Raw genomic sequence first — 20,290 nt, forward strand, 5'->3', positions numbered from 1 at the left:
ATTGATCAGTTGACACATGAGAGGAGGTGAACACGATGCAAATGGAAAAAAAGGAATGGCAAGCACCAGCACTGGAAGTATTGGAAGTGAACCAAACGATGGCAGGAGTAGGTTACAGACAGATCGACTGGATCACTGTCCACGATGCTGATCTCTACGATCCAACTTCCTAAGTTGTTTAGTTTTAACATGTGCCATCATACTTAGAAGGGCGGAAAGGACAATATTCCAACTTTTCGCCTCCGCCCTTATATTGAGCAATGCGAATATAAGGGCTTTTTTACTTACAAGCAGAATTGCGAAGGAGGAGTCATTCATTGTTGCCTGTGCAGTATGAAGCGTATGGCTTGCGTTGGTTGAGCCAATTCCCAATGCCTGAACTCCAAATCGTACAGAGCGGTACAGATTCTCTAACTGCCCATACGGATGTACACATTGAAATAGCTGATTTGGCGGCACAGTGGGAAGCGTGGGATGTGGGGAGCGATAACTTTGTATCCCGAAATGGCAGTCTTTTTTTTCGGATCGAGGATACGGGACTGTTTCTTATGGAACAAGGACGCCGCATCGTGGTATCCCCTCAAACGGGAGCTGATGACAAAAAGGTTAGGTTATTTGTGCTGGGCACATGTATGGCCGTCATTATGATGCAGCGCGGCATTCTTCCGCTGCACGGAAGTTCGGTGGTCATTGATGGTTGGGCTTATGCATTTGTTGGACACTCGGGTGCAGGCAAATCCACTTTATCAGCTGCACTTGCCTCACGCGGCTTTCCGCTCTTAACGGATGATGTCGTGGCACTGACATGGGATGCAGGAGGAAGAGCAATCGTATCACCGGGTTATCCGCAGCAAAAGTTATGGCAGCCTAGTCTAGACGGATTCGGCATGAAGGAACAGGATTACGCAACGGTTCATGCTGAAATTACGAAATACGCGATACCGGTTCAGCACTATTTTTATGATAGACCTGTTCCGCTTGCCGCTGTTTTTGAACTTGATCCGAAGCCGGAAGAGATGCTTAAACCCGTACAAATGAAGGAGGTTGCCGGATTGGAACGCCTTCACATGTTGTGCTCTCATACATTTCGTAGTGGACTTGTTTCCAGACAGGGTCTGGCACAATGGCTGTTCGAGACGGTCTCACGGCTGTCTGCCGGTATTGAAGTTTTTAGAATCACGAGGTCAGGCTCTGATTTTACGGCATTTGAGATGGCTGACCGAATTACAGAATATGCGCGCAAAGGAGTGTATACGGGACAATGACAGCAACGAAGCCAATGAATGGGGAAGACCGTGTGTTGCGTAAGGAAGGCAATCTTGTCAGTGACATGGGCGGGGAAAAAGTCATGATGAGCATCCATAACGGCAAGTACTATAATCTGGGCAGCACAGGTGGACGAATCTGGGATCTAATCAGCCAAGAACGAACATTGACTGAATTGGTTGAAGTGTTAGCTTCAGAATATGAGATTGAAACAGACATATGCCGTGAGCAGGTTGTACAATTTCTAGAGCATTTGACGCATGAAGGATTAATTGACGTTACCCGCGGAGAGTAGACCATGTTGCGAAAAATAAAAGCATATCGTTCATTGCCGCGTGAAATTCGTGGATTGGTATGGGAAGCTTATGTCCACCTTGGATGGGCACGAATACTAAAGGCGATGCCTTTTGCCAAGATTGCTCCTGGTCTCGGTACACCCATGTACGAAACGCCGATGACGGGACTCAATCGAAGTGATGTGACGACAATACGAAATATTTCTAAAGCTATACTCATTGCTAGCAGGTATACATTATGGGAGAGTCGTTGCCTTGTCATGGCAATCGCAGCTATGAAGATGCTGGAACGCCGCAAAGTAGAGACTACTCTATATATGGGTACTGCGCGTAATAAACAAGGCCAAATGATGGCTCATGCATGGCTGCGAAGTGGGAAATTGATTGTGACTGGAGCAGATACAATGGACCAATATACGGTTGTCGGCGTGTTTGGCAAACGGTGTCCTGAGAAGGGAGCTGGGGAGATTGTCTACGATACATGAGTGGGAACAATATACAGCGGGTTTTCCGCAGGAGCTTAAGCTGATTTTGAGCATGATTAAAGGCGATCTAACAGCAATAACCCCTGAGGACGCCCAAATACGGATGAAGGACATAGACTGGCAGCTCTTTTTGCAGCTCGCCCATCATCATCGACTGTACTCTGTTCTATATCTGAAAATAAAAGAGTTGTATTCAGCGGTTATTCCCGCTTTTGTAGTGGAGAAACTGAGGCAGCAATATACAACTAATACGTTCCGTATGTTACATCTGACAGCCGAGATGGAGCAGGTATGTGGTGCTTTTCGTGAACGAGGCATACGGAATATTACGCTCAAAGGGCCTGCGCTGGCACATGATCTATACGGAGATATTTCTTTGCGGACCTCTAAAGATCTGGACATTCTCATTCCCTTTGATGATGTGGAGTTTGCGGAAGAGATTCTTGAATCGCTTGGTTATGAATCGAAGGAAGGCAAGAGAACACCGACTGTTTCCAGCTGGAAATGGCGGGAGCATCATATCTGTTACAAACACCCGGTCAAAAGAACCCAAGTGGAGATCCATTGGCGGCTTAACCCGGACTCCGGAAGAGAAACTGATTTTGAATTATTGTGGAAACGCAGCCGATTCAGCACCTATACCCAGACGCCTGTCCGTATGCTGGAAAGGGAGGATCTGTGGGCATATTTGGTGACGCACGGCGCAAGACACGGGTGGTTCAGACTGCGCTGGTTACTGGATATCGACCAGATGATTCGCAATATGCCACTGGATGTCAAAAAAGTGGAGCGACGCCTGAAAGCAGAAGGCAGATTATCTATAGGATCACAAGCTCTTCATCTGGCTTCGGTATTACTGGACACCCCGTTGGATGCTAATTATGTAGCTTTGTTGTCTTCTCACGAACGTGTGGGAGAGAAATTAGCCAGACGCGGCGTAGTGTTCATGAATGAGATGATTGAGAGCCCGGCAGATGTAAAAAGTTATCGTTCCTATCTGTTCGCACTGCGAAGCACAAGGCAGAAGCTGTTTTTCTTCATCGAACGTTTGTATCCGAGTACCTGGGATGTAGACCAACTACCACTTCCGCGTTCACTGCATTTTTTGTATTTTCCGTTACGTCCGTTTCTCTGGTTCTGGCGGCGAATCAAAAGGAACACGATGACGGAGAGGGGATAACGTATGATTTCGGAACTACAATTTTTTATGCGAAAACTGCATCGTGTAACGGGCCCAGTGTTGTATTGGAACCTGCTGGGTATGATCTGCATCAGTCTGATGGAAGGAATCGGCATATATATGCTTGTTCCGATGTTAAGTCTTATTGGTATTTTTGAAATGGGCTCAACAGGTCTGCACTTACCCTGGATTTCAGAATTTTTAAATCGTTTTCCGGAAAATGGCCGGCTGCTGCTGGTATTGTTGACCTTTGTCCTCATTGTCTCTGGACAGGCGTGGCTACAACGTCTTCAGACGATTCGCAACACTCGAATTCAGCAGCAATTTGTTCGAACGCTGCGCATGGAAACCTATCGTGCCATCATTATGGCGCAGTGGTCTTTTTTTCTCCAAAAACGAAAATCCGATTTTAATCATATATTAACGACCGAACTCGCCCGTGTCAGTCAGGGAACGAATATTATGCTGCAAATGGCGGCTTCCTTGATCTTCACCGGCATTCAAATCGGCCTGGCATTCTGGTTGTCTGCCAAATTAACCTCCCTTGTCCTGGTCTGCGGATTGGTATTGTTTATTGTCTTAAGAAAATTCGTGAAACGGGCAAAACAGATCGGGGATCAAACATCGGAATATTCCCAGAGCTATTATAACGGTATTACAGAGCACTTTAACGGTATCAAGGATATTAAGAGCAATATGCTCGAAAAATCACATATTAGCTGGTTTGAACGTATGTGTGGGCGAATTGAACGTAACGTGATTCAGTTCAGCCAGTTGAACAGCGGCACACAATTGATTCATCGAATATCCGCAGCTGTCATTATTGCTGCTTTTATCTATTTATCCCTGCATGTGCTCGCTGTCCCTCCGGCAAGTTTGTTGCTCATCATTCTGATCTTTTCACGGTTGTGGCCACGTTTCACGTCCATTCAATCTAATCTGGAGTATATGAGTTCGATGCTGCCCGCGTTTCAGATTGTGAGAGAGTTACAGACAGAAACCGAGAAAAGTCGTGAGATTAGCGAAAAAACGGGTAATGCTGGTGAACAATATGATGAGGAGTTAACGGTTCCCGGTCCACGTTCCGTTAGAATGAAGGCCCAGGTCAAGCCGAATGAGCAGGAAGATGACGCTGTGCGTATTATTGAACCCTTGGTACTTCAGGAATCCATCGAGTGTCAGCATGTGAATTATCGCTACGAAGGCAGTGATACCTACTCGTTACTCGAAGCGAATGCATCCATCCCTGCGAAAGGCATGACGGCCATTGTAGGCAAGTCGGGAGCCGGGAAGAGCACGATGATTGATCTGATTATGGGACTCATACGTCCGGAGAGTGGTCAGATTTTGGTGGATGGGGTGCCGTTAACCGAGAATCGATTGTTAGCCTGGAGAAGTTCAATCGGATATGTCTCTCAGGACCCTTTTCTGTTTCATACAAGTATTCGTGAAAATTTGCGTTTGGTTGATCCAAATGCCAGTGAGGAACAGATGTGGCATGCATTACAGTTTTCTTCGTCTGCAGCGTTTGTCCGCAAACTTCCACAAGGACTGGATACCATTATCGGTGATCGGGGCATCCGCCTGTCTGGTGGTGAACGTCAGCGTTTGGTGCTTGCCCGCGCCATGCTTCGGAACCCTTCTGTATTGGTATTGGATGAGGCGACAAGTGCGCTGGATAGTGAGAACGAACAGCATATTCATGAGGCTCTTGAACGCCTGAAAGGGCATGTTACCGTAATTGTTATCGCACACCGACTATCCACTATTCGAACAGCGGATCGAGTGATTGTATTGGATGAGGGTCGGGTTATCCAACAAGGGGGTTATCAGCAATTGTCTACTGATCCGGTGGGCACGTTCAGCAAACTGTTGAATATGCAGGCAGGTGTCGTGGGGCAATAATTCTCTCTGTAAATCTGGAAATGAACAAAGCAAAAAGGCGCGCCATTAAAGGCAGCGCCTTTGAAGCATGTGTAGTAGGAAAGTAATTCAATCTGATCGCCATTTGCAGTTAGTGAACGATGGCATTGCTAACAGGTTGCGGCAGCTGAAAAGCACCAACACGTTCCAGATGCTGCACAATTTCATGCACGGCCTCTTCGATGGACAGCTCTTCGGTATCAATAATCAGTGTAGGATCTTCTGGAATATCGTAAGGGGCAGAAATGCCTGTGAAATGTGGAATAACACCGCTGCGTGCCTTTTTGTAAAGTCCCTTCGGATCACGGCGTTCGCATTCTTCGATCGAACAACGAACATAAATTTCAATGAAATCATCAGCTTCAAAGAGCTGTTTAACCATATTCCGGTCTTGTGCATCTGGCGAGATAAAGGCGGAAAGAACAATTAACCCGGCATCTACCATCAGCTTGGATACTTCACCAATCCGTCGCAGATTTTCTTGCCGATCCTCGGCCGTGAACCCAAGATCCCGATTCAGTCCATGACGTACGTTATCCCCATCAAGTACGTAACAATGAACCCCTTTTTCATACAGGTACTGCTCCAGGGCAAATGCAAGCGAGGATTTTCCTGCACCGGATAGGCCGGTGAACCATAAGGCTCGACTGCGATGACCGTTATGTTTTTCCCTGTCCTGCCTGTTTAAGCTGGATTGCTGCCAGGTGATGTTACGCTCTTCCTTTGACATGGGTATCCGCCTCTTCCTACTTATGATATGTATAATATTTTAACATATTTACAAGATTATAGCACCTTCTGAATTTGGCGGAATTTAGCGTGAATCAACAACAATTCGGGTATAGATGTAGTACATACATAGCAGGAGGAAGACCAAGATGAACAATAACATACACAACATACAGGTATATTTTCAGTGCGCGGATTGTGATCAGGATATTCGGGCAATCTTTGCTCAAGAGCAGGTCAGTGCGGTTCGCTGTTCAGAGTGTGGTAGAGCATATACATTGATGAAGCCTACCATTGGTGACGAGATTTTACTTGATTGGGAGCAGGAGGCTCTGTATCATAAATTGCGCGCAGATCGCTCTGAGCATGATAATCATAATATGTCTGCCCTGATTATTAAAGTCATTGAGCTGCTCACCTGGCGGGATAGTGGTGATGGTCAGACACGTGCAATAGAGATGGTTAGAGAATGGTTGGCTTCCAGTGGAAAACCTCAGACCTTACTTGAATTGTTTCATCATCCCGAGCGAGACAATAAACGGTTTTGAACGGAGAAATGAGAACTGGGCTCCATGATGTATAAGTATGTGAAGCGATCTGTAATCGAAATTTACATACATTAGCTGTTCCTGTGGCATATTACCTGAAGGTGTTCGTGATAGGAAACGACAAACCGAATTTTTCAGGAACAGGAGCGGATAGCAATGAAGCGAATGGTTCTTTACATGCTGCTGGCTGTATTGACGTTCGGTATATTACCGGCACATACTGAAGCATCGCCAATAAATGGAGCTTATCATTTTGGCTTCAAAAAGAGCCAAAACGGCCAGTTGCCTTCCATTGATCAGGAAGGATTTAAGGAGATATTGCAGCATAACGATGCCATTTTCCTGGGGGATACAAAACAGAAAGAGCTGTATCTTACGTTTGATAACGGTTATGAAAATGGGTTTACGCCAGCTATATTGGATGTTCTGCGCGACAAAAAAGTGCCAGCTGCTTTTTTTGTCACCGGACATTATTTGAAAGACCAGCCTGAATTGGTGAAGCGAATGTCAGCAGAAGGCCATATAGTGGGTAACCACTCCTGGAGCCATCCCGATATGACCCGAGTTTCCAATGAAAAAATAAGAACAGAGCTTGATCAGGTACGATCTGAGGTCAATCGGTTGACTGGACAGCAAGCGACCTTCTTGCGGCCACCACGTGGCATTTTTAACAACCGGACGCTTGCAGAGAGCCACGCCCAAGGTTACGTTAATGTGTTTTGGTCTGTTGCTTATAAAGATTGGGATACCAAAGTGCAGCGTGGGACAGAGTATGCACGTCAGCAAGTCCTGAAACAGCTTCATCCAGGAGCAGTCATTCTGCTTCACTCTGTGTCGAAGGATAACACAGAGGCGCTTGCTTCCATCATTGATGAGGCACGTAAGCAAGGATATGCGTTCAAAAGTTTGAATGACCTGAAAACAAAAAGTTATTAACTTTACATGTTTACAATAGAAAAAGGGCATCCTGAGCTACGGTAGCTTGGGATGCCCTTTCTGGCTTGTCTTTGAGCCCTTTTATAGAACTGTGTTATAAATGATACCGATCGTTTTGGGACCACAATGACTACATATAACGCAACCAGCTGTAGTTAATTCCACTCGTGCTCCAGTCTGCTCCTGCAGAGACTTTTGCAAATCAAGCGCGTCTTCTTCGGCCATGGTATGCACGACGATAACGAGATCACGATCGATCTGTTCCTTATGGTTCAGTGTGTTTTGCAGCATTTGTTCCAGCGCCTTTTCCCGTTTGCCACGGACTTTGTAGGCAGGAGACATCTTGCCATCGGCTACTCGAATGACGGGGCGAATTTTTAGCAGACTGCCAATCAGGTTTTGCATGCCAGAGCAGCGTCCACCTTTATAGAGATACTCCAACGTATCGATGACAAACTCCGTTCGCACATTTGGCTTGATGGCTTCAACGAGATGTGTAATTTCCATCAGGCTTTGCCCTTTTTCTGCTGCATGAACTGCCTTCATGACCATCAGGCCAATCCCGGAAGAAAGATTCAGAGAATCCACGACAGAGATGCGACCTTCTGGAAATTCGGAACTGGCCAATCTTGCATTTTGGTAAGTTGATGAAAGTTCAGAGGACAAGCTGATATATAAGATATCATACCCTTGTTCTATGTAAGGTTGAAATGCCGTCATGAAATCAGCAGGTGAAGGTGCTGCTGTTTTGGGCAGACGCCCATCCCTGCTTACACGTTCATAGAGCTGCTCCGGCTTAATTTCAGCACCGTCCTTCAGTGATTCCTCACCGAACACGACATATAAAGGGATGATACCGATATCGTGCTGCTGGATCCATGCTGGGGCCAGATCACTTGTGCTGTCCGTGAAAATTTTGATTCGTGACATGTCAATCTCCTTTGGATACGAAAATTTGGCAATAGAATAGATCATATGGATCAAGATAAGATGGATCAGTGTTAACATTTTTGAAGAATGAGAATGAAGCGGAGTTACGCTTTTACATCATATAGATCCCTGCAATTATAAGCCCTGCAAACGCCAGGATCATGACTCCACTGAGAATGGTTCCGATGATAGCAAAGACTTTTTTGCGATTTTTGAGAATGAGCCCGATCACACCGAGAATGAGTCCAGCCAGATTAAGAATCAGACAAACCAGAACAGCCAGAGAAGCCAGAACAACTGCTGGATGTAATGCGATCTCTTCCACTTGGATCGGTGTAGTTACGACGCCAATTGTACTGTTGATAGCCATTGTGGCAATACCTAAAGTCAGCATGTAACCAATGATAGAGACCAATCCAATCACAAAACTTGCAATACCAGGCCCGGAATGTTTCAATCGACCCATGGATGGATCTTCAAGGTCGGAGGGGTAAGGTGTAAACAGATTATCATGATTGGGATCTGAATAATCCGCAGCGGAACTGGATTGGTAAGGATGATGGTTAGTCTTGTTATTTTGATTATCCATAAATGGGTTATCCCTCCCTTAATCGTGGTCATGAGTGTAATTAACCTAATCCGGGTATTATGATTCTCATCAAGAGGATGAAGGCATTCCTTTTTACTTTTCCATAAAAATCGATAAAAATCAAGGTTTAACGCCAGTTTTCGTCGATTTGGAGGCAAAAGCGAAGTAAAGTATATATAACCAGACATATAAATGCCTTCGCATCGTAGCTGGCTGGTAAACACTGCAAGGATTCGCTAAAATAATAGTTGAGAGATGAATTAAGGGAGAGAAGTTAAATGCAACGGAAATGGATGATGCTTGGTGCTGTAATGACAATGCTTTCGGTAGCTATTGGTGCGTTTGGTGCACATATGCTAAAGGAAAAAATTGGTGCAGACGCCATAGCCGTGTATGAAACCGGAGTGCAGTACCACATGATACATGCAATCGCACTGCTGATTATTGGTCTTACAGCGGGTCAGCTTGGTCCGTCCACCAAGCTCAAGTGGGCAGCACGCCTGCTGTTTATTGGAATTATCATATTCTCGGGCAGTCTGTATGTACTGAGTATTTCGGGTATTAAAATATTGGGAGCCATCACGCCAATCGGCGGGGTAGCCTTTATTGTCGGATGGTTGTTATTAGCAATAGACGTATGGCAGCGGGGAAAAGATCGCTCATGATGACGGATTTACAATAGCTGGGCGTAGTTATGGAGAACTTATGATGTAGCAGTTCATTGTTACATGAATGATTACCTAAAAAAGCAACTTGCCTGGGAAATGTTGTGGAATTCCCCTGTAAGTTGCTTTTTGTTTGAATACACATTGAGTTAGAGAAACTCATCAATTTCATTGGTTCGGAACGTATACACTTGTTTTTCATCCACATGGTAGACGCTTACAATGCTGGTATCCCGATCAAAATTCAAGATTCGGCATGGAATGCTCTGATGCCGGCCGTTCTTGTTGTTCACAACGATCCGAGTAAGACGGTTTTCTTTGATAAGGGTATCAATCCATACATCGAATGAATTTCCGTTGGTAGTGTTGGATGCTTCGGTTGAAGGAGCTATCTGGGAATCAGGTGTTTCGATTTCACTTGGTGGTTTGACTGGAACGGTTGAAGCCGTCGCTTGATTTGGTGAAGAGTTCTTCTGTCTTGCATTGGATTGTGATTTTTTTCTTTCTTTATGAAGAAAGGCGAATGAGTCCTTTTTGGACTGCAGTGTCACTTCAATAATTTTGCCAAGCTCTATACCGGATTGAATCCGGAAGTCCGCAATTTGTTCCTCTTTGTTTATGAACTCCAACAGGGACTGCAGTGCCAATGCATTCGAGCGGCTCTTAATAAGAATATCGACATTGAATAAAAAGCCGATTTCTTCTTCGTTGGATAAGGTTTCTTTCATTCATCCCAGCCCCGTTAAAAGATATGTCAGCAAAAACATGCTTCAATACACTATATCATTAAAAAGGCAATAATCATAGTACTGGAGACATAGAAAATGAGCAACCACTTAGGCAAAATCAAGTAAAACCATATGCATTTCCAATCCTTTTCCGCAGGTGTCCACACGGCTATCCAGAATGAGGCATACAATTATCGTGACCTGTGGAAGAGGAGGTGTATCGGGAAATTATGGTGACGATGGAGCCGATTGTGGTTGGAGAGCACGTCTTGGTCGGGGTAGAGGTTAAGCTGCCCAAAACGACATTGTTGACAATTAATACATCCAAAGGATATATCATGTGCGGAGCACTCGATGTGGGATTACTTAATGAGAAGCTTGGGGATCGCAAGATTATTGCAGCTCGGGCGGTTGGCGTGCGCACATTGGAACAGCTGCTGCATGCACCTATGGAGTCGGTGACCACGGAAGCCGAAGCCATGGGCATTACGGTTGGCATGACGGGTGTAGAAGCATTGCTCAAGATGATCTAATCCCTGAATATTAGACGATTAAAAAGGCTCCCCTACTGGGGAGCCCTTTCTTTAATTTACATGTACCAATCCTATATCAAACAATCAAACTTACTTCTATTAATTAAGCTTCATCCTTGGCGAACAAGGCAGCCAGATTCTCTTTGAAAGGAGCGCGAACGACGCCTTTTTCCGTAATAATGGCCGTTACATATTCGTTAGGTGTGACATCAAACGCCGGGTTGAATACTTTCACACCTTGTGGTGCCGTACGTTTGCCAAATCCTTCGGTTACTTCTTCCGCAGCACGTTCCTCAATCGGAATGAGATCTCCGGATGGCGTAGACAGGTCAATAGTGGACAGTGGGCTGGCAACATAGAAAGGAATGTTGTGCGCTTTGGCCAGGACCGCTACGCTGTAAGTTCCGATTTTATTAGCTACATCCCCATTGGCAGCGACGCGGTCTGTACCCACGATAACTGCCTGAATCCAGCCTTTGGACATCACCATGCCAGCCATGTTGTCGCAGATCAGAGTAACGTCAATACCGGCTTGCTGGAGTTCGAAGGCCGTAAGGCGTGCACCCTGAAGGACAGGACGCGTTTCGTCTGCGAATACTTTCAGGTTGATGCCACGCTCATGAGCGAGGTACATCGGTGCAGTCGCCGTTCCGTATTTCGCGGTTGCAAGTCCGCCTGCATTACAGTGTGTGAGCACACCCATACCGTCTGCGAACAAAGGAAGAGCATTTTCACCGATAAGGCGGCACACTTCTTCGTCTTCTTTTTGAATCAAAAGTGCTTCCGCTTCTAGAGCAGCATTGCTATCTTCGATGCTTGCACCGGATTCAGCGAGGTCACTGGCTTTTTGCATCATACGATCCAATGCCCAGAACAGGTTCACAGCCGTTGGACGGGAAGTGGCAAGATGAGCACAGATGGATTTTACATGATCGAGCCAGCCTTGTACGGCAAGTCCGTCATATGCCTTGGCACCGAGCACGACACCAAATGCAGCAGCAATCCCGATCGCCGGAGCACCGCGTACTTTCATCGAGTGTATGGATTCCCATACCTCTTCGGGCGTGTACAGTTTCAGCATCAGAATTGTTTCAGGCAGCAGACGCTGGTCAAGCATTTCAAGCTTGTCCTGTTTCCATATAAGGGAGGACAGAGGCTGATGTTCAGGGGTTGTCATGGATGTTCCTCCGTTCCTTGAGTTAAGCCGTATCTTTCTTTGAGTTAGGCTTTAATAGAAGTAACCGCAGTATCTACTGTATCTAAAAGTTCACCAATGGTATTCAGATTGCGATTACGCTTGATGAGTGCTTTACCGATTGCCAGCGCTTTGCGCTGAGCACGTTCGCGTTGTGTTGCATCTTCAATCGTATCGATATCTGCGACATGCGCAAGTCCGACAATACGGCGGACCATTTTCGCGCCCGCAAAGCCAGCAGAATCTCTGAATAATTGTTGTACATAAAGATCTTCGTATCCAGGCGCCTTAGCCATAGGATCAACCAGATCTGAAGCCCACAGGCTGCGGAAACGTGATTCGAATTCAGTCCATACGTCACGAACCATATCCAACAATATCGTTTCACGCTCATGAAGAGCCGTCTGATCCTGGATTCGACCTGGCAGCGAGGCGTAGTGGAGTAGCAGATTGGCAAGCACGGCTCCTACATCAAATCCCATTGGACCGAAATAGGCAAATTCGGGATCAATGACTTTCGTGGATTCAGCTGTGACAAAAATACTGCCTGTGTGTAAATCACCATGAAGTAGAGCTTGACCATGGGTGAGAAATTTCTCGCGCAGCAAAGCCACTTCAAGATGGAGTTCTCCATCTGTACGAAGTGCTTCCGCTTCGTCTTCAATGGCAGCCTCATAATTATTTTTCTCCGCAATGCGATAGGGTTCATCAAAGATCAGATCTTCGGTTATTTTACATTGATCCGGATTGACGAATCTTCCCTGTTTTTCTTTCTTCAGCTGCTGGTTCATACCAAGATCTGAAGTGAAAAACAGCGTTCTTGCCATGAACTCCCCGATATGTTGTGCAAAAAGAGGATATGTTCCGCCATCGATGAGGCCTTTACGCATAATCACATGATCGCTCAAGTCTTCCATCACGGTTAAGGCGAGATCATCATCATAATGGTACACTTCCGGTACCATTCCCGGACATAGACGATACTCTTCCTGTAGAATTTCCCGTTCAATTCTGGCACGCACCAGAGACAATGGCCATGATTCTCCGACCACTTTCGCATAAGGAAGAGCTTGTTTGATAATGATACTTTTATCGGAGTTCTGATCCGTGATATGGAAGACCAAATTCAGATTGCCGTCACCGATCTCACGACATTCCAGATTCGCATCTGCCGCAAACGTACCCGGTAAAGTTTTGGCCAGTTCGATTGCATCCTGGGGTGTAAAAGGGTGATATTGGGACAAGAATGCCACCTCCATATATATGAAGAAACAGGAAAACCCACTTCTTTGCTTGGTATATGTCAGTATATCGGAAATAACTGTGATTTTGTACCCTTTTTTTGAGACAAACTATACCGGTCTTGTTTCGAACTTCCGGTGTACGGGTAAAAACAAATAGGCCGGACGGTTGATAGAAATGCCGCCGACAAGGCTCTCCACCACTTGGTGGTGCCGAAATGTTAAATCTCTGTCATTTACGGCAGGATACCCTGCTTATAGTGAATGTCAGACTAATTTTATAATAAAAGGATGGGATTAAGATGGCTACAAAAAACAAAACAGATCAAGCAAAATCGGTGGAACAAGTACTTAATCGTCAGGTGGCAAACCTGAACGTCCTGTATGTAAAAATCCATAATTATCACTGGTATGTAAAAGGACCTAACTTTTTCACACTGCACGTAAAATTCGAAGAATTCTACAATGAAGTGACTGTACAAATGGATGAAATCGCTGAACGTATTCTAACCCTGAAAGGTAGCCCAGCAGCTACGATGAAAGAATATCTTGAGCTGTCCTCCATTCAAGAGGCTGCTGGTGGCGAAGATGCCAACACAATGGTACAGAATCTAATCGAGGATTTTGCTACATTGTCGAACGAGTACCAGGAAGGTATTGAAGTGGCAGACGCTGCAGAAGACCAACCAACTTCTGATATGCTGACAGGTTTCAAGGCTGATCTGGAGAAACATATGTGGATGTTGCGCTCTTTCTTGGGCTAATTCCATTCTCGTTTACGAGTTCGTTGGCTTATAAACCATAAAGTTACTCTATCCTACCTTTCACGTTGTCAGGACAACGCCGAGCGTCTATACTGCTCACAAGACTGACTTGGGGAGGAGCACTTTATGATAGGCACAACGATACCGGCATTAAAAGAATGGGCCTCCGCAATCAAAGCGCTGGAAACGGGTCGCCAGACTATGGTAATGCGCAAAGGCGGGATTGTGGAGGAAACCCGACGTTTTGAGTTGAAAAGTCCAGCGTTCTATCTGTATCCGACTTATGAACATCAGCGTAAAGAACTGATAAAGTCCTCTGATCATTTCTATGTTGAGGAATCATTGGCCGAATGGGTGCCTGAAGCCTCGACGATCCGTCTCACAGCATATGCTGAAGTGGCACAGGATTTGGAGATCAAGGATCAGGAGATGCTGGATCGACTTCTAGACTTTCATATGTGGACTGCTGATTTTGCCGAAGACCGCCTAAAGTGGAAACGCAAAGATCCACTCCACGTATTGATACTCCGAGTGTACCGTTTGAAGGAACCGATGGAAATTCCCGTATTACCTGAATACAACGGATGCCGTTCTTGGATTTCCATTCCGAATGGTCCGGTGCCGCGCGAAATGACGCCGGTGGTGGACGTTGCGGATTTTGACGAACAGGTACAGAAGATTAACGAGACGCTCAAAATGTAATGTTATTTATCGGAAGGACTTGTCCATGATATGGATAGGTCCTTTTTCGATTGAGAGGAGCAGATTGGATAAAAGGTTGAATTCCTGTGATTTTTCTCACTGTCTATTTATGACGAAGAAGTTTTGTCATTTGATTCAATCTGGCTTTTATTATAGAATCAGATAGAATAATGTTTCCTGTAAGGGACAAGAGTTCTTAGGAAATGACTTGATAATCATTGAGAATCAGTTTAGAATTATTCTAAAGTGATTCTTGCTTTGGAGATTGGAGTACAGGAGAAATTCAGGGGAAGCCCTGTTCAGATATTAATAGGTGCTTTTTCGTTTTCGACAGTAAACATCAATTTAATCAATGGAGGGAAACAATACACATGGCTACGAATTTCGTCATTGAAGGTCTGAAAGCGACGATCGAAGGTAAGGAAATCCTGAAAGGCATCAACCTGGAAATGAAAGGTGGAGAAATCCACGCAATCATGGGTCCTAACGGAACTGGTAAATCAACACTGGCTTCAGCACTTATGGGGCACCCTAAATATGAAGTAACAGACGGTACGATTACACTTGACGGTGAAGATGTACTGGATATGGCTGTAGACGAGCGTGCTCGTGCTGGTCTGTTCCTGGCTATGCAATACCCGAGTGAAATTGCCGGTGTAACGAATTCCGACTTCCTGCGTAGCGCAATCAACGCACGTCGTGGTGAAGGTAACGAGATCTCCCTGATCAAGTTTATTCGCCAAATGGAAGGTAAAATGAAAGAACTTGATATGAATCCTGAATTTGCTCACCGTTACCTGAATGAAGGTTTCTCCGGTGGTGAGAAAAAACGGAACGAGATTCTGCAAATGATGCTGCTTGATCCAAAAATCGTAGTACTCGATGAAATTGACTCCGGTCTGGATATCGATGCTCTGAAAATTGTGGCAAACGGTGTAAATGCAATGAAGAGCGAAGATCGCGGCTTCCTGATCATCACTCACTACCAACGCCTGTTGAACTACATTACGCCTGACTATGTACACGTAATGATGCAAGGTCGTATCGTGAAATCTGGCGGACCTGAACTGGCTCACCGTCTGGAAGCTGAAGGATATGACTGGGTTAAGGAAGAGCTGGGAATCACAGACGAAACTGTAGGTCAAGCGTAAAGACAAAACGGAGGAGGATAATCAATGACTACACAAACAATTCTTCCGGTTGAATCTGAAGCGCTTCGCGCCTTGTCGGAAAGCAACAATGAACCCGGCTGGTTGACCGAGCAGCGTCTCGAAGCCCTTAAGCTAGCAAGTGGGCTTGCGCTTCCTAAACTGGAAAAACAAAAAATCGAACGCTGGAATGTCAGCGAGTACGGCACATACAAAGCTAGTGAAGCGATTGCTTCCCTTGAGGAAGTACCAGCTTCCATTAAAGATCTGGTTAAGGACCAAGCGGAAGGCAGTCTGGTTATCCAGCGTAATTCCGGTACGGTATATTCCAAGTTGTCTGCTGATCTTGCAGCAAAAGGAGTTATCTTCACAGATCTGGCTACAGCAGTTCGCGAACATAGCGATTTGGTAAAACCATATCTGAATACGGCTGTAAAAGCAGATGAGCATTCCCTTGCTGCACTGCATGCAGCACTTTGGAACGGTGGGGTATTCCTCTATGTTCCGAAAAACGTAGAGATTGAAGTTCCGCTACAAGCGGTACTGCTCACAGATGATGCTACTGCAACATTTGCACCACACGTGCTTGTCGTTGCTGAGTCCAACAGCTCCGTTACTTATGTGGATAACTATGTATCTGGCGAACTGTCTTCACCTGTGTTCCATAACGGTGTTGTGGAAGTATTCGTGAAAGCTGGTGCCAAAGTCCGTTTCGCATCAGTTCACCAACTGAGCACAAGTGTTACTGACGTATCTTTCCGCCGTGCAGTGGTGGAGAACGACGGTTCGATCGAGTGGATCGTTGGTGAGATGAACAACGGTGATACTGCAAGCAACACGATGACGGTTCTTAAAGGGAACGGCTCAAGCTCCGATTCCAAAGTGATCGCAGTAGGTTCCGGTTCCCAAAAACTGAACTACACAACAGAAGCTCGTCACTTTGGCAAAAACACGCCAAGTCAGATGATTACACGTGCAGTTATGCGTGAAGAGGCTTCTGCGATCATTAACGGAATCACGAAGATTGAGAAAGGTGCTACCAAAGCGGACGGACAGCAAACAGAGAAAGTACTGATGCTGAGCCCGAAAGCACGTGGAGACGCCAACCCAATCCTTCTCATTGATGAGGATGATGTAACAGCAGGTCACGCGGCTTCTGTAGGTCAAGTCAATGTGGAGCAAATTCATTACTTGATGTCGCGCGGGATTAACCGTACGGATGCGGAACGCCTGATCATTTACGGCTTCCTGGCTCCGGTGGTGGCGGATATTCCTCTGGAAGCACTGCGTACCCAATTGCAGTCTCTCATCGAACGGAAACTGGGACAATGAACCCGGCTATCCGCGAGCAGTTCCCGATCCTCCACCAGGAAATCAACGGACACCCGCTCGTATACCTAGATAACGCAGCGACTTCCCAGAAGCCGCTGGCTGTAATCGAAGCGATTAAACATTATTATGAATATGAGAACTCCAATGTGCATCGTGGTGTTCATACGCTTGGAAGCCGTGCAACGGATGCTTATGAAGGCGCACGTGAAAAGGTTGCCAAGTTTATCAACGCACGCCGCACACAGGAGATTATTTTTACCCGTGGGACAACGACCGCTCTGAATTTGGTGGCTTCGTCCTACGGACGCTCAGTTTGCAAAGAAGGCGACGAAATTGTTATTACACAGATGGAACACCATAGCAATCTGATTCCTTGGCAGCAGGTAGCCAAAGAAACGGGTGCGACACTGAAATACATTCCGCTTCAGCCGGATGGCAACATTGATTTGGCTGATGTGGAGAAGACGATTACGAACAATACTAAAATTGTAGCAATCGCTTATGTATCCAATGTTATGGGTGTTGTTCATCCGGTAAAACAAATCGCTGAAATTGCACACCGCAAAGGTGCTGTCATCGTTGTGGATGGCGCACAGAGCACACCGCACATGAAGGTGGATGTGCAGGATCTGGACTGTGATTTCTACGCATTATCCGGCCATAAAATGTGCGGACCAACCGGGATCGGTGCACTTTACGGCAAAAAGGCGCTGCTGGAGTCCATGGAGCCGGTTGAGTTCGGCGGTGAAATGATTGATGATGTGGGTCTCTATGAATCCAATTGGAAAGAGCTTCCTTGGAAATTTGAAGGCGGAACGCCGATTATCGCAGGTGCGGTTGGATTGGGCGCTGCTATCGATTTCCTGGAGCAGATTGGCATGGATGAGATTGCTCATCATGAAAGTGTGCTGGCAGCTTATGCAACGGAACGTATGGCCGAGATTGACGGACTGACCATTTATGGACCAGCCAAGCGTCATGTTGGAGTGGTTACATTTAACCTCGGTGATGTACACCCGCATGATGTGGCAACTGTGCTGGATGCGAGTGGCGTAGCCATTCGTGCCGGACACCACTGTTGCCAACCGCTGATGCGCTGGCTTGAAGTCAGTTCAACAGCTCGTGCCAGTTTCTATCTATACAATAACGAACAAGATGTGGACCGGCTTGTCAGCGCCTTAATCCAGACAAAGGAGTATTTTGGCGATGCAACTTGATGATCTGTACCGGCGTGTCATAATGGACCACTACAAAAACCCGCGGAACCGCGGAACGTTTGATAATGAAGCTGTCACGGTGAATTTGAACAATCCAACGTGCGGCGACCGGATTTCACTGCAACTTTTGCTGAAAGACGGAATCGTTCAGGAAGCCAAGTATACGGGGGAAGGTTGTTCCATCAGCATGTCCTCGGCATCAATGATGACGGAGGCAGTCAAAGGCAAAACGATGGATCAGGCACTCGACATGGCTAACCGTTTCTCCTCACTGATGAAAGGGGAAGAAGTCGATTTCGACGATTATGAAGATCTCGAAGCCCTATCCGGTGTGAACAAGTTCCCTGCACGCATCAAATGTGCCACATTGGCCTGGAATGCACTACGCAAAGGAATTGACGAAGAGGACAATGTACAATAACGATAGGGAGGTAGAGCAAGATGGCTAAAAAAGCACCAGAAATGGAAGAGTATAAATATGGTTTTCGCGACGAACACAAATCCATCTTTCAAACCGGTAAAGGTCTGACTGCAGAAGTCGTTACGGAGATTTCCAAAATCAAGAACGAACCGGAATGGATGTTGGAATTCCGTTTGAAATCCCTGAAACAATTCGAAAAAATGCCGATGCCTAAATGGGGCGGAGATCTCGACGGATTGGATTTCAACGATATTCAGTACTATGTTCGTCCTTCTGAAAAACAAGGGAAAACATGGGAAGAGGTACCTTCCGAAATCAAGGAAACTTTTGATAAACTGGGTATCCCTGAAGCGGAACAAAAATTCCTCGCAGGTGTATCGGCTCAATATGAGTCCGAAGTTGTTTACCACAACATGCAAAAAGAATTGGAAGATCAGGGCGTAATCTTCATGGATACGGATACTGCACTTAGAGAGCATCCGGAAATCCTGCGTGAATATTTCGCAACCGTTATTCCACCAGCAGATAACAAATTTGCTGCATTGAATAGTGCGGTATGGTCCGGAGGAAGCTTCATCTACGTGCCTAAAGGCGTAAAATGTGAAGTGCCTCTGCAAGCCTACTTCCGGATTAACTCCGAAAATATGGGACAATTCGAGCGTACACTCATCATTGCGGACGAAGACAGCTTCGTTCACTATGTAGAGGGTTGTACAGCTCCAATCTACAGCACGAACTCACTGCATAGTGCGGTTGTTGAGATCATCTGTAAGAAAAATGCCCGTGTTCGTTACACAACGATTCAAAACTGGGCACCAAACATCTACAACCTGGTTACTAAACGTGCCGTTGCTGAAGAAAATGCAACGATGGAATGGGTCGATGGCAACATCGGTTCCAAACTGACGATGAAATATCCAGCAGTTGTACTGAAAGGCCGCGGAGCTAAAGGTTCGGTTCTGTCCATCGCTGTAGCTGGTAAAAATCAGCATCAGGATGCAGGTGCGAAAATGATTCACTTGGCTCCAGATACAACATCAACAATTGTATCCAAGTCGATCAGTAAACATGGTGGTAAAGTAACCTATCGTGGTCTGGCTTCCTTTGGTCGCCAAGCGGAAGGTGCAAAATCCAATATCAAATGTGATACACTCATTCTGGATAATGAGTCCACATCCGATACCATTCCTTACAATGAAATCATGAATGATAACATCATGCTGGAGCATGAAGCTACGGTATCCAAAGTGTCCGAAGATCAACTCTTCTACCTGATGAGCCGTGGTTTGACTGATGCAGAAGCAACACAGATGATCATCATGGGCTTTATTGAACCGTTCACGAAGGAACTGCCGATGGAATATGCGGTAGAGATGAACAGATTGATCAAGTTTGAAATGGAAGGGTCTATTGGTTAATCCACCTGCCCTAGCACGTTTCGAAAACGTCGATTTTGATTGTG

23 protein-coding genes are annotated in these 20,290 nt (G+C 45.9%); 17 read left to right on the forward strand and 6 right to left on the reverse strand.

All coding sequences use genetic code 11. From position 1 onward, the window contains the following. Positions 1–35 precede the first annotated feature (35 nt). The 6 genes from HP548_RS32575 (at position 36) to HP548_RS32600 (ending at position 5,132) form a co-directional block, all read left to right on the forward strand. Complete coding sequence (locus tag HP548_RS32575; protein WP_175383968.1) at positions 36–173, forward strand: paeninodin family lasso peptide; 138 nt, start codon at positions 36–38, stop codon at positions 171–173. A 144-nt stretch (positions 174–317) separates the two neighbouring features. Beyond that, positions 318–1,265, forward strand: coding sequence for a hypothetical protein (locus HP548_RS32580; RefSeq protein WP_083678947.1), 948 nt, complete (start codon positions 318–320; stop codon positions 1,263–1,265). Beyond that, positions 1,262–1,561 carry a lasso peptide biosynthesis PqqD family chaperone gene (locus HP548_RS32585; RefSeq protein ID WP_175383969.1) on the forward strand — a complete coding sequence of 100 codons (300 nt, stop codon included), beginning with the start codon at positions 1,262–1,264 and terminating at the stop codon, positions 1,559–1,561. The genes HP548_RS32580 and HP548_RS32585 overlap by 4 nt, the downstream gene beginning before the upstream one ends. Before the next feature lie 3 nt (positions 1,562–1,564). Beyond that, the gene (locus tag HP548_RS32590; RefSeq protein WP_076289865.1) at positions 1,565–2,047 is read left to right on the forward strand and encodes a lasso peptide biosynthesis B2 protein; all 483 of its coding nucleotides are present in this window, start codon (positions 1,565–1,567) and stop codon (positions 2,045–2,047) included. Beyond that, positions 2,031–3,227, forward strand: a complete 1,197-nt coding sequence (locus HP548_RS32595; protein WP_175383970.1) for a nucleotidyltransferase domain-containing protein — start codon at positions 2,031–2,033, stop codon at positions 3,225–3,227. The genes HP548_RS32590 and HP548_RS32595 overlap by 17 nt, the downstream gene beginning before the upstream one ends. 27 nt (positions 3,228–3,254) lie before the next feature. Continuing rightward, positions 3,255–5,132 (forward strand): ABC transporter ATP-binding protein, encoded by a 1,878-nt coding sequence (locus HP548_RS32600; protein WP_246318285.1) that lies wholly within the window; start codon positions 3,255–3,257, stop codon positions 5,130–5,132. Between the two features lie 109 nt (positions 5,133–5,241). On the opposite strand, the gene cysC is transcribed toward HP548_RS32600, so the two are convergent. Further along, positions 5,242–5,880, reverse strand: coding sequence for an adenylyl-sulfate kinase (gene cysC / locus HP548_RS32605; protein WP_175383972.1), 639 nt, complete (start codon positions 5,878–5,880; stop codon positions 5,242–5,244). 148 nt (positions 5,881–6,028) lie between these two features. Here cysC and HP548_RS32610 point away from each other — a divergent pair, with 148 nt between their 5' ends. Then, entirely contained in the window at positions 6,029–6,427 is a 399-nt protein-coding gene (locus HP548_RS32610) for a hypothetical protein (protein WP_053780509.1), read from the forward strand. 156 nt (positions 6,428–6,583) lie between these two features. After that, positions 6,584–7,363, forward strand: a complete 780-nt coding sequence (gene pdaA, locus HP548_RS32615) for a delta-lactam-biosynthetic de-N-acetylase (RefSeq protein WP_076289863.1) — start codon at positions 6,584–6,586, stop codon at positions 7,361–7,363. Between the two features lie 81 nt (positions 7,364–7,444). Here pdaA and HP548_RS32620 read toward each other — a convergent pair whose 3' ends face one another. Both HP548_RS32620 and HP548_RS32625 read right to left on the reverse strand, forming a co-directional pair. Then, a complete protein-coding gene (locus HP548_RS32620) occupies positions 7,445–8,293 on the reverse strand; it encodes a DegV family protein (protein ID WP_076289862.1) in 849 nt (282 codons plus the stop codon). 112 nt (positions 8,294–8,405) lie between these two features. Further along, positions 8,406–8,882, reverse strand: a complete 477-nt coding sequence (locus tag HP548_RS32625) for a hypothetical protein (RefSeq protein WP_083678944.1) — start codon at positions 8,880–8,882, stop codon at positions 8,406–8,408. A gap of 278 nt (positions 8,883–9,160) precedes the next feature. Between HP548_RS32625 and HP548_RS32630 the strand changes: the two genes are divergently transcribed. Continuing rightward, positions 9,161–9,547 (forward strand): DUF423 domain-containing protein, encoded by a 387-nt coding sequence (locus HP548_RS32630; protein ID WP_099854794.1) that lies wholly within the window; start codon positions 9,161–9,163, stop codon positions 9,545–9,547. 149 nt (positions 9,548–9,696) lie between these two features. On the opposite strand, the gene HP548_RS32635 is transcribed toward HP548_RS32630, so the two are convergent. Next, the gene (locus tag HP548_RS32635) at positions 9,697–10,275 is read right to left on the reverse strand and encodes a hypothetical protein (protein WP_076289860.1); all 579 of its coding nucleotides are present in this window, start codon (positions 10,273–10,275) and stop codon (positions 9,697–9,699) included. Between the two features lie 230 nt (positions 10,276–10,505). Here HP548_RS32635 and HP548_RS32640 point away from each other — a divergent pair, with 230 nt between their 5' ends. After that, positions 10,506–10,808 (forward strand): YunC family protein, encoded by a 303-nt coding sequence (locus tag HP548_RS32640; RefSeq protein WP_017689545.1) that lies wholly within the window; start codon positions 10,506–10,508, stop codon positions 10,806–10,808. A 103-nt stretch (positions 10,809–10,911) separates the two neighbouring features. On the opposite strand, the gene mtnA is transcribed toward HP548_RS32640, so the two are convergent. Further along, positions 10,912–11,985: an S-methyl-5-thioribose-1-phosphate isomerase gene (gene mtnA / locus HP548_RS32645; RefSeq protein WP_099854766.1), complete on the reverse strand. Its 1,074-nt coding sequence runs from the start codon at positions 11,983–11,985 to the stop codon at positions 10,912–10,914. 44 nt (positions 11,986–12,029) lie between these two features. Then, positions 12,030–13,247: an S-methyl-5-thioribose kinase gene (gene mtnK, locus HP548_RS32650; RefSeq protein ID WP_175383973.1), complete on the reverse strand. Its 1,218-nt coding sequence runs from the start codon at positions 13,245–13,247 to the stop codon at positions 12,030–12,032. Between the two features lie 299 nt (positions 13,248–13,546). Between mtnK and HP548_RS32655 the strand changes: the two genes are divergently transcribed. The 7 genes from HP548_RS32655 (at position 13,547) to sufB (ending at position 20,246) form a co-directional block, all read left to right on the forward strand. Then, positions 13,547–14,008 carry a Dps family protein gene (locus HP548_RS32655; protein ID WP_053780517.1) on the forward strand — a complete coding sequence of 154 codons (462 nt, stop codon included), beginning with the start codon at positions 13,547–13,549 and terminating at the stop codon, positions 14,006–14,008. A gap of 126 nt (positions 14,009–14,134) precedes the next feature. Continuing rightward, complete coding sequence (locus HP548_RS32660; RefSeq protein ID WP_175383974.1) at positions 14,135–14,710, forward strand: DUF1802 family protein; 576 nt, start codon at positions 14,135–14,137, stop codon at positions 14,708–14,710. A 371-nt stretch (positions 14,711–15,081) separates the two neighbouring features. Continuing rightward, complete coding sequence (gene sufC, locus HP548_RS32665; RefSeq protein ID WP_062320002.1) at positions 15,082–15,861, forward strand: Fe-S cluster assembly ATPase SufC; 780 nt, start codon at positions 15,082–15,084, stop codon at positions 15,859–15,861. Between the two features lie 24 nt (positions 15,862–15,885). Then, entirely contained in the window at positions 15,886–17,190 is a 1,305-nt protein-coding gene (gene sufD / locus HP548_RS32670; RefSeq protein ID WP_099854760.1) for a Fe-S cluster assembly protein SufD, read from the forward strand. Continuing rightward, positions 17,187–18,407 carry a cysteine desulfurase gene (locus HP548_RS32675; RefSeq protein ID WP_099854758.1) on the forward strand — a complete coding sequence of 407 codons (1,221 nt, stop codon included), beginning with the start codon at positions 17,187–17,189 and terminating at the stop codon, positions 18,405–18,407. Before sufD ends, HP548_RS32675 begins: the two co-directional genes overlap by 4 nt. Continuing rightward, positions 18,397–18,828 carry a Fe-S cluster assembly sulfur transfer protein SufU gene (gene sufU / locus HP548_RS32680; RefSeq protein WP_063564289.1) on the forward strand — a complete coding sequence of 144 codons (432 nt, stop codon included), beginning with the start codon at positions 18,397–18,399 and terminating at the stop codon, positions 18,826–18,828. Before HP548_RS32675 ends, sufU begins: the two co-directional genes overlap by 11 nt. 20 nt (positions 18,829–18,848) lie before the next feature. Continuing rightward, complete coding sequence (sufB, locus tag HP548_RS32685) at positions 18,849–20,246, forward strand: Fe-S cluster assembly protein SufB (protein WP_062319997.1); 1,398 nt, start codon at positions 18,849–18,851, stop codon at positions 20,244–20,246. Positions 20,247–20,290: the final 44 nt, after the last annotated feature.

Origin of the sequence: Paenibacillus taichungensis, assembly GCF_013359905.1 — a bacterium.
GTDB lineage: Bacteria > Bacillota > Bacilli > Paenibacillales > Paenibacillaceae > Paenibacillus > Paenibacillus taichungensis.

Excerpts from the sequence above, each read along its gene's own strand:
- HP548_RS32610 (WP_053780509.1), top strand. The coding sequence starts at position 6,029 with ATGAACAATAACATACACAACATACAGGTATATTTTCAGTGCGCGGAT.
- HP548_RS32675 (WP_099854758.1), top strand. The coding sequence starts at position 17,187 with ATGAACCCGGCTATCCGCGAGCAGTTCCCGATCCTCCACCAGGAAATC.
- HP548_RS32640 (WP_017689545.1), top strand. The coding sequence starts at position 10,506 with ATGGTGACGATGGAGCCGATTGTGGTTGGAGAGCACGTCTTGGTCGGG.
- HP548_RS32575 (WP_175383968.1), top strand. The coding sequence starts at position 36 with ATGCAAATGGAAAAAAAGGAATGGCAAGCACCAGCACTGGAAGTATTG.
- HP548_RS32660 (WP_175383974.1), top strand. The coding sequence starts at position 14,135 with ATGATAGGCACAACGATACCGGCATTAAAAGAATGGGCCTCCGCAATC.
- sufD (WP_099854760.1), top strand. The coding sequence starts at position 15,886 with ATGACTACACAAACAATTCTTCCGGTTGAATCTGAAGCGCTTCGCGCC.
- HP548_RS32625 (WP_083678944.1), bottom strand. The coding sequence starts at position 8,882 with ATGGATAATCAAAATAACAAGACTAACCATCATCCTTACCAATCCAGT.
- HP548_RS32600 (WP_246318285.1), top strand. The coding sequence starts at position 3,255 with ATGCGAAAACTGCATCGTGTAACGGGCCCAGTGTTGTATTGGAACCTG.
- sufB (WP_062319997.1), top strand. The coding sequence starts at position 18,849 with ATGGCTAAAAAAGCACCAGAAATGGAAGAGTATAAATATGGTTTTCGC.
- HP548_RS32585 (WP_175383969.1), top strand. The coding sequence starts at position 1,262 with ATGACAGCAACGAAGCCAATGAATGGGGAAGACCGTGTGTTGCGTAAG.
- sufU (WP_063564289.1), top strand. The coding sequence starts at position 18,397 with ATGCAACTTGATGATCTGTACCGGCGTGTCATAATGGACCACTACAAA.
- HP548_RS32630 (WP_099854794.1), top strand. The coding sequence starts at position 9,161 with ATGCAACGGAAATGGATGATGCTTGGTGCTGTAATGACAATGCTTTCG.
- HP548_RS32635 (WP_076289860.1), bottom strand. The coding sequence starts at position 10,275 with ATGAAAGAAACCTTATCCAACGAAGAAGAAATCGGCTTTTTATTCAAT.
- sufC (WP_062320002.1), top strand. The coding sequence starts at position 15,082 with ATGGCTACGAATTTCGTCATTGAAGGTCTGAAAGCGACGATCGAAGGT.
- cysC (WP_175383972.1), bottom strand. The coding sequence starts at position 5,880 with ATGTCAAAGGAAGAGCGTAACATCACCTGGCAGCAATCCAGCTTAAAC.
- HP548_RS32590 (WP_076289865.1), top strand. The coding sequence starts at position 1,565 with ATGTTGCGAAAAATAAAAGCATATCGTTCATTGCCGCGTGAAATTCGT.
- pdaA (WP_076289863.1), top strand. The coding sequence starts at position 6,584 with ATGAAGCGAATGGTTCTTTACATGCTGCTGGCTGTATTGACGTTCGGT.
- HP548_RS32620 (WP_076289862.1), bottom strand. The coding sequence starts at position 8,293 with ATGTCACGAATCAAAATTTTCACGGACAGCACAAGTGATCTGGCCCCA.
- HP548_RS32655 (WP_053780517.1), top strand. The coding sequence starts at position 13,547 with ATGGCTACAAAAAACAAAACAGATCAAGCAAAATCGGTGGAACAAGTA.
- mtnA (WP_099854766.1), bottom strand. The coding sequence starts at position 11,985 with ATGACAACCCCTGAACATCAGCCTCTGTCCTCCCTTATATGGAAACAG.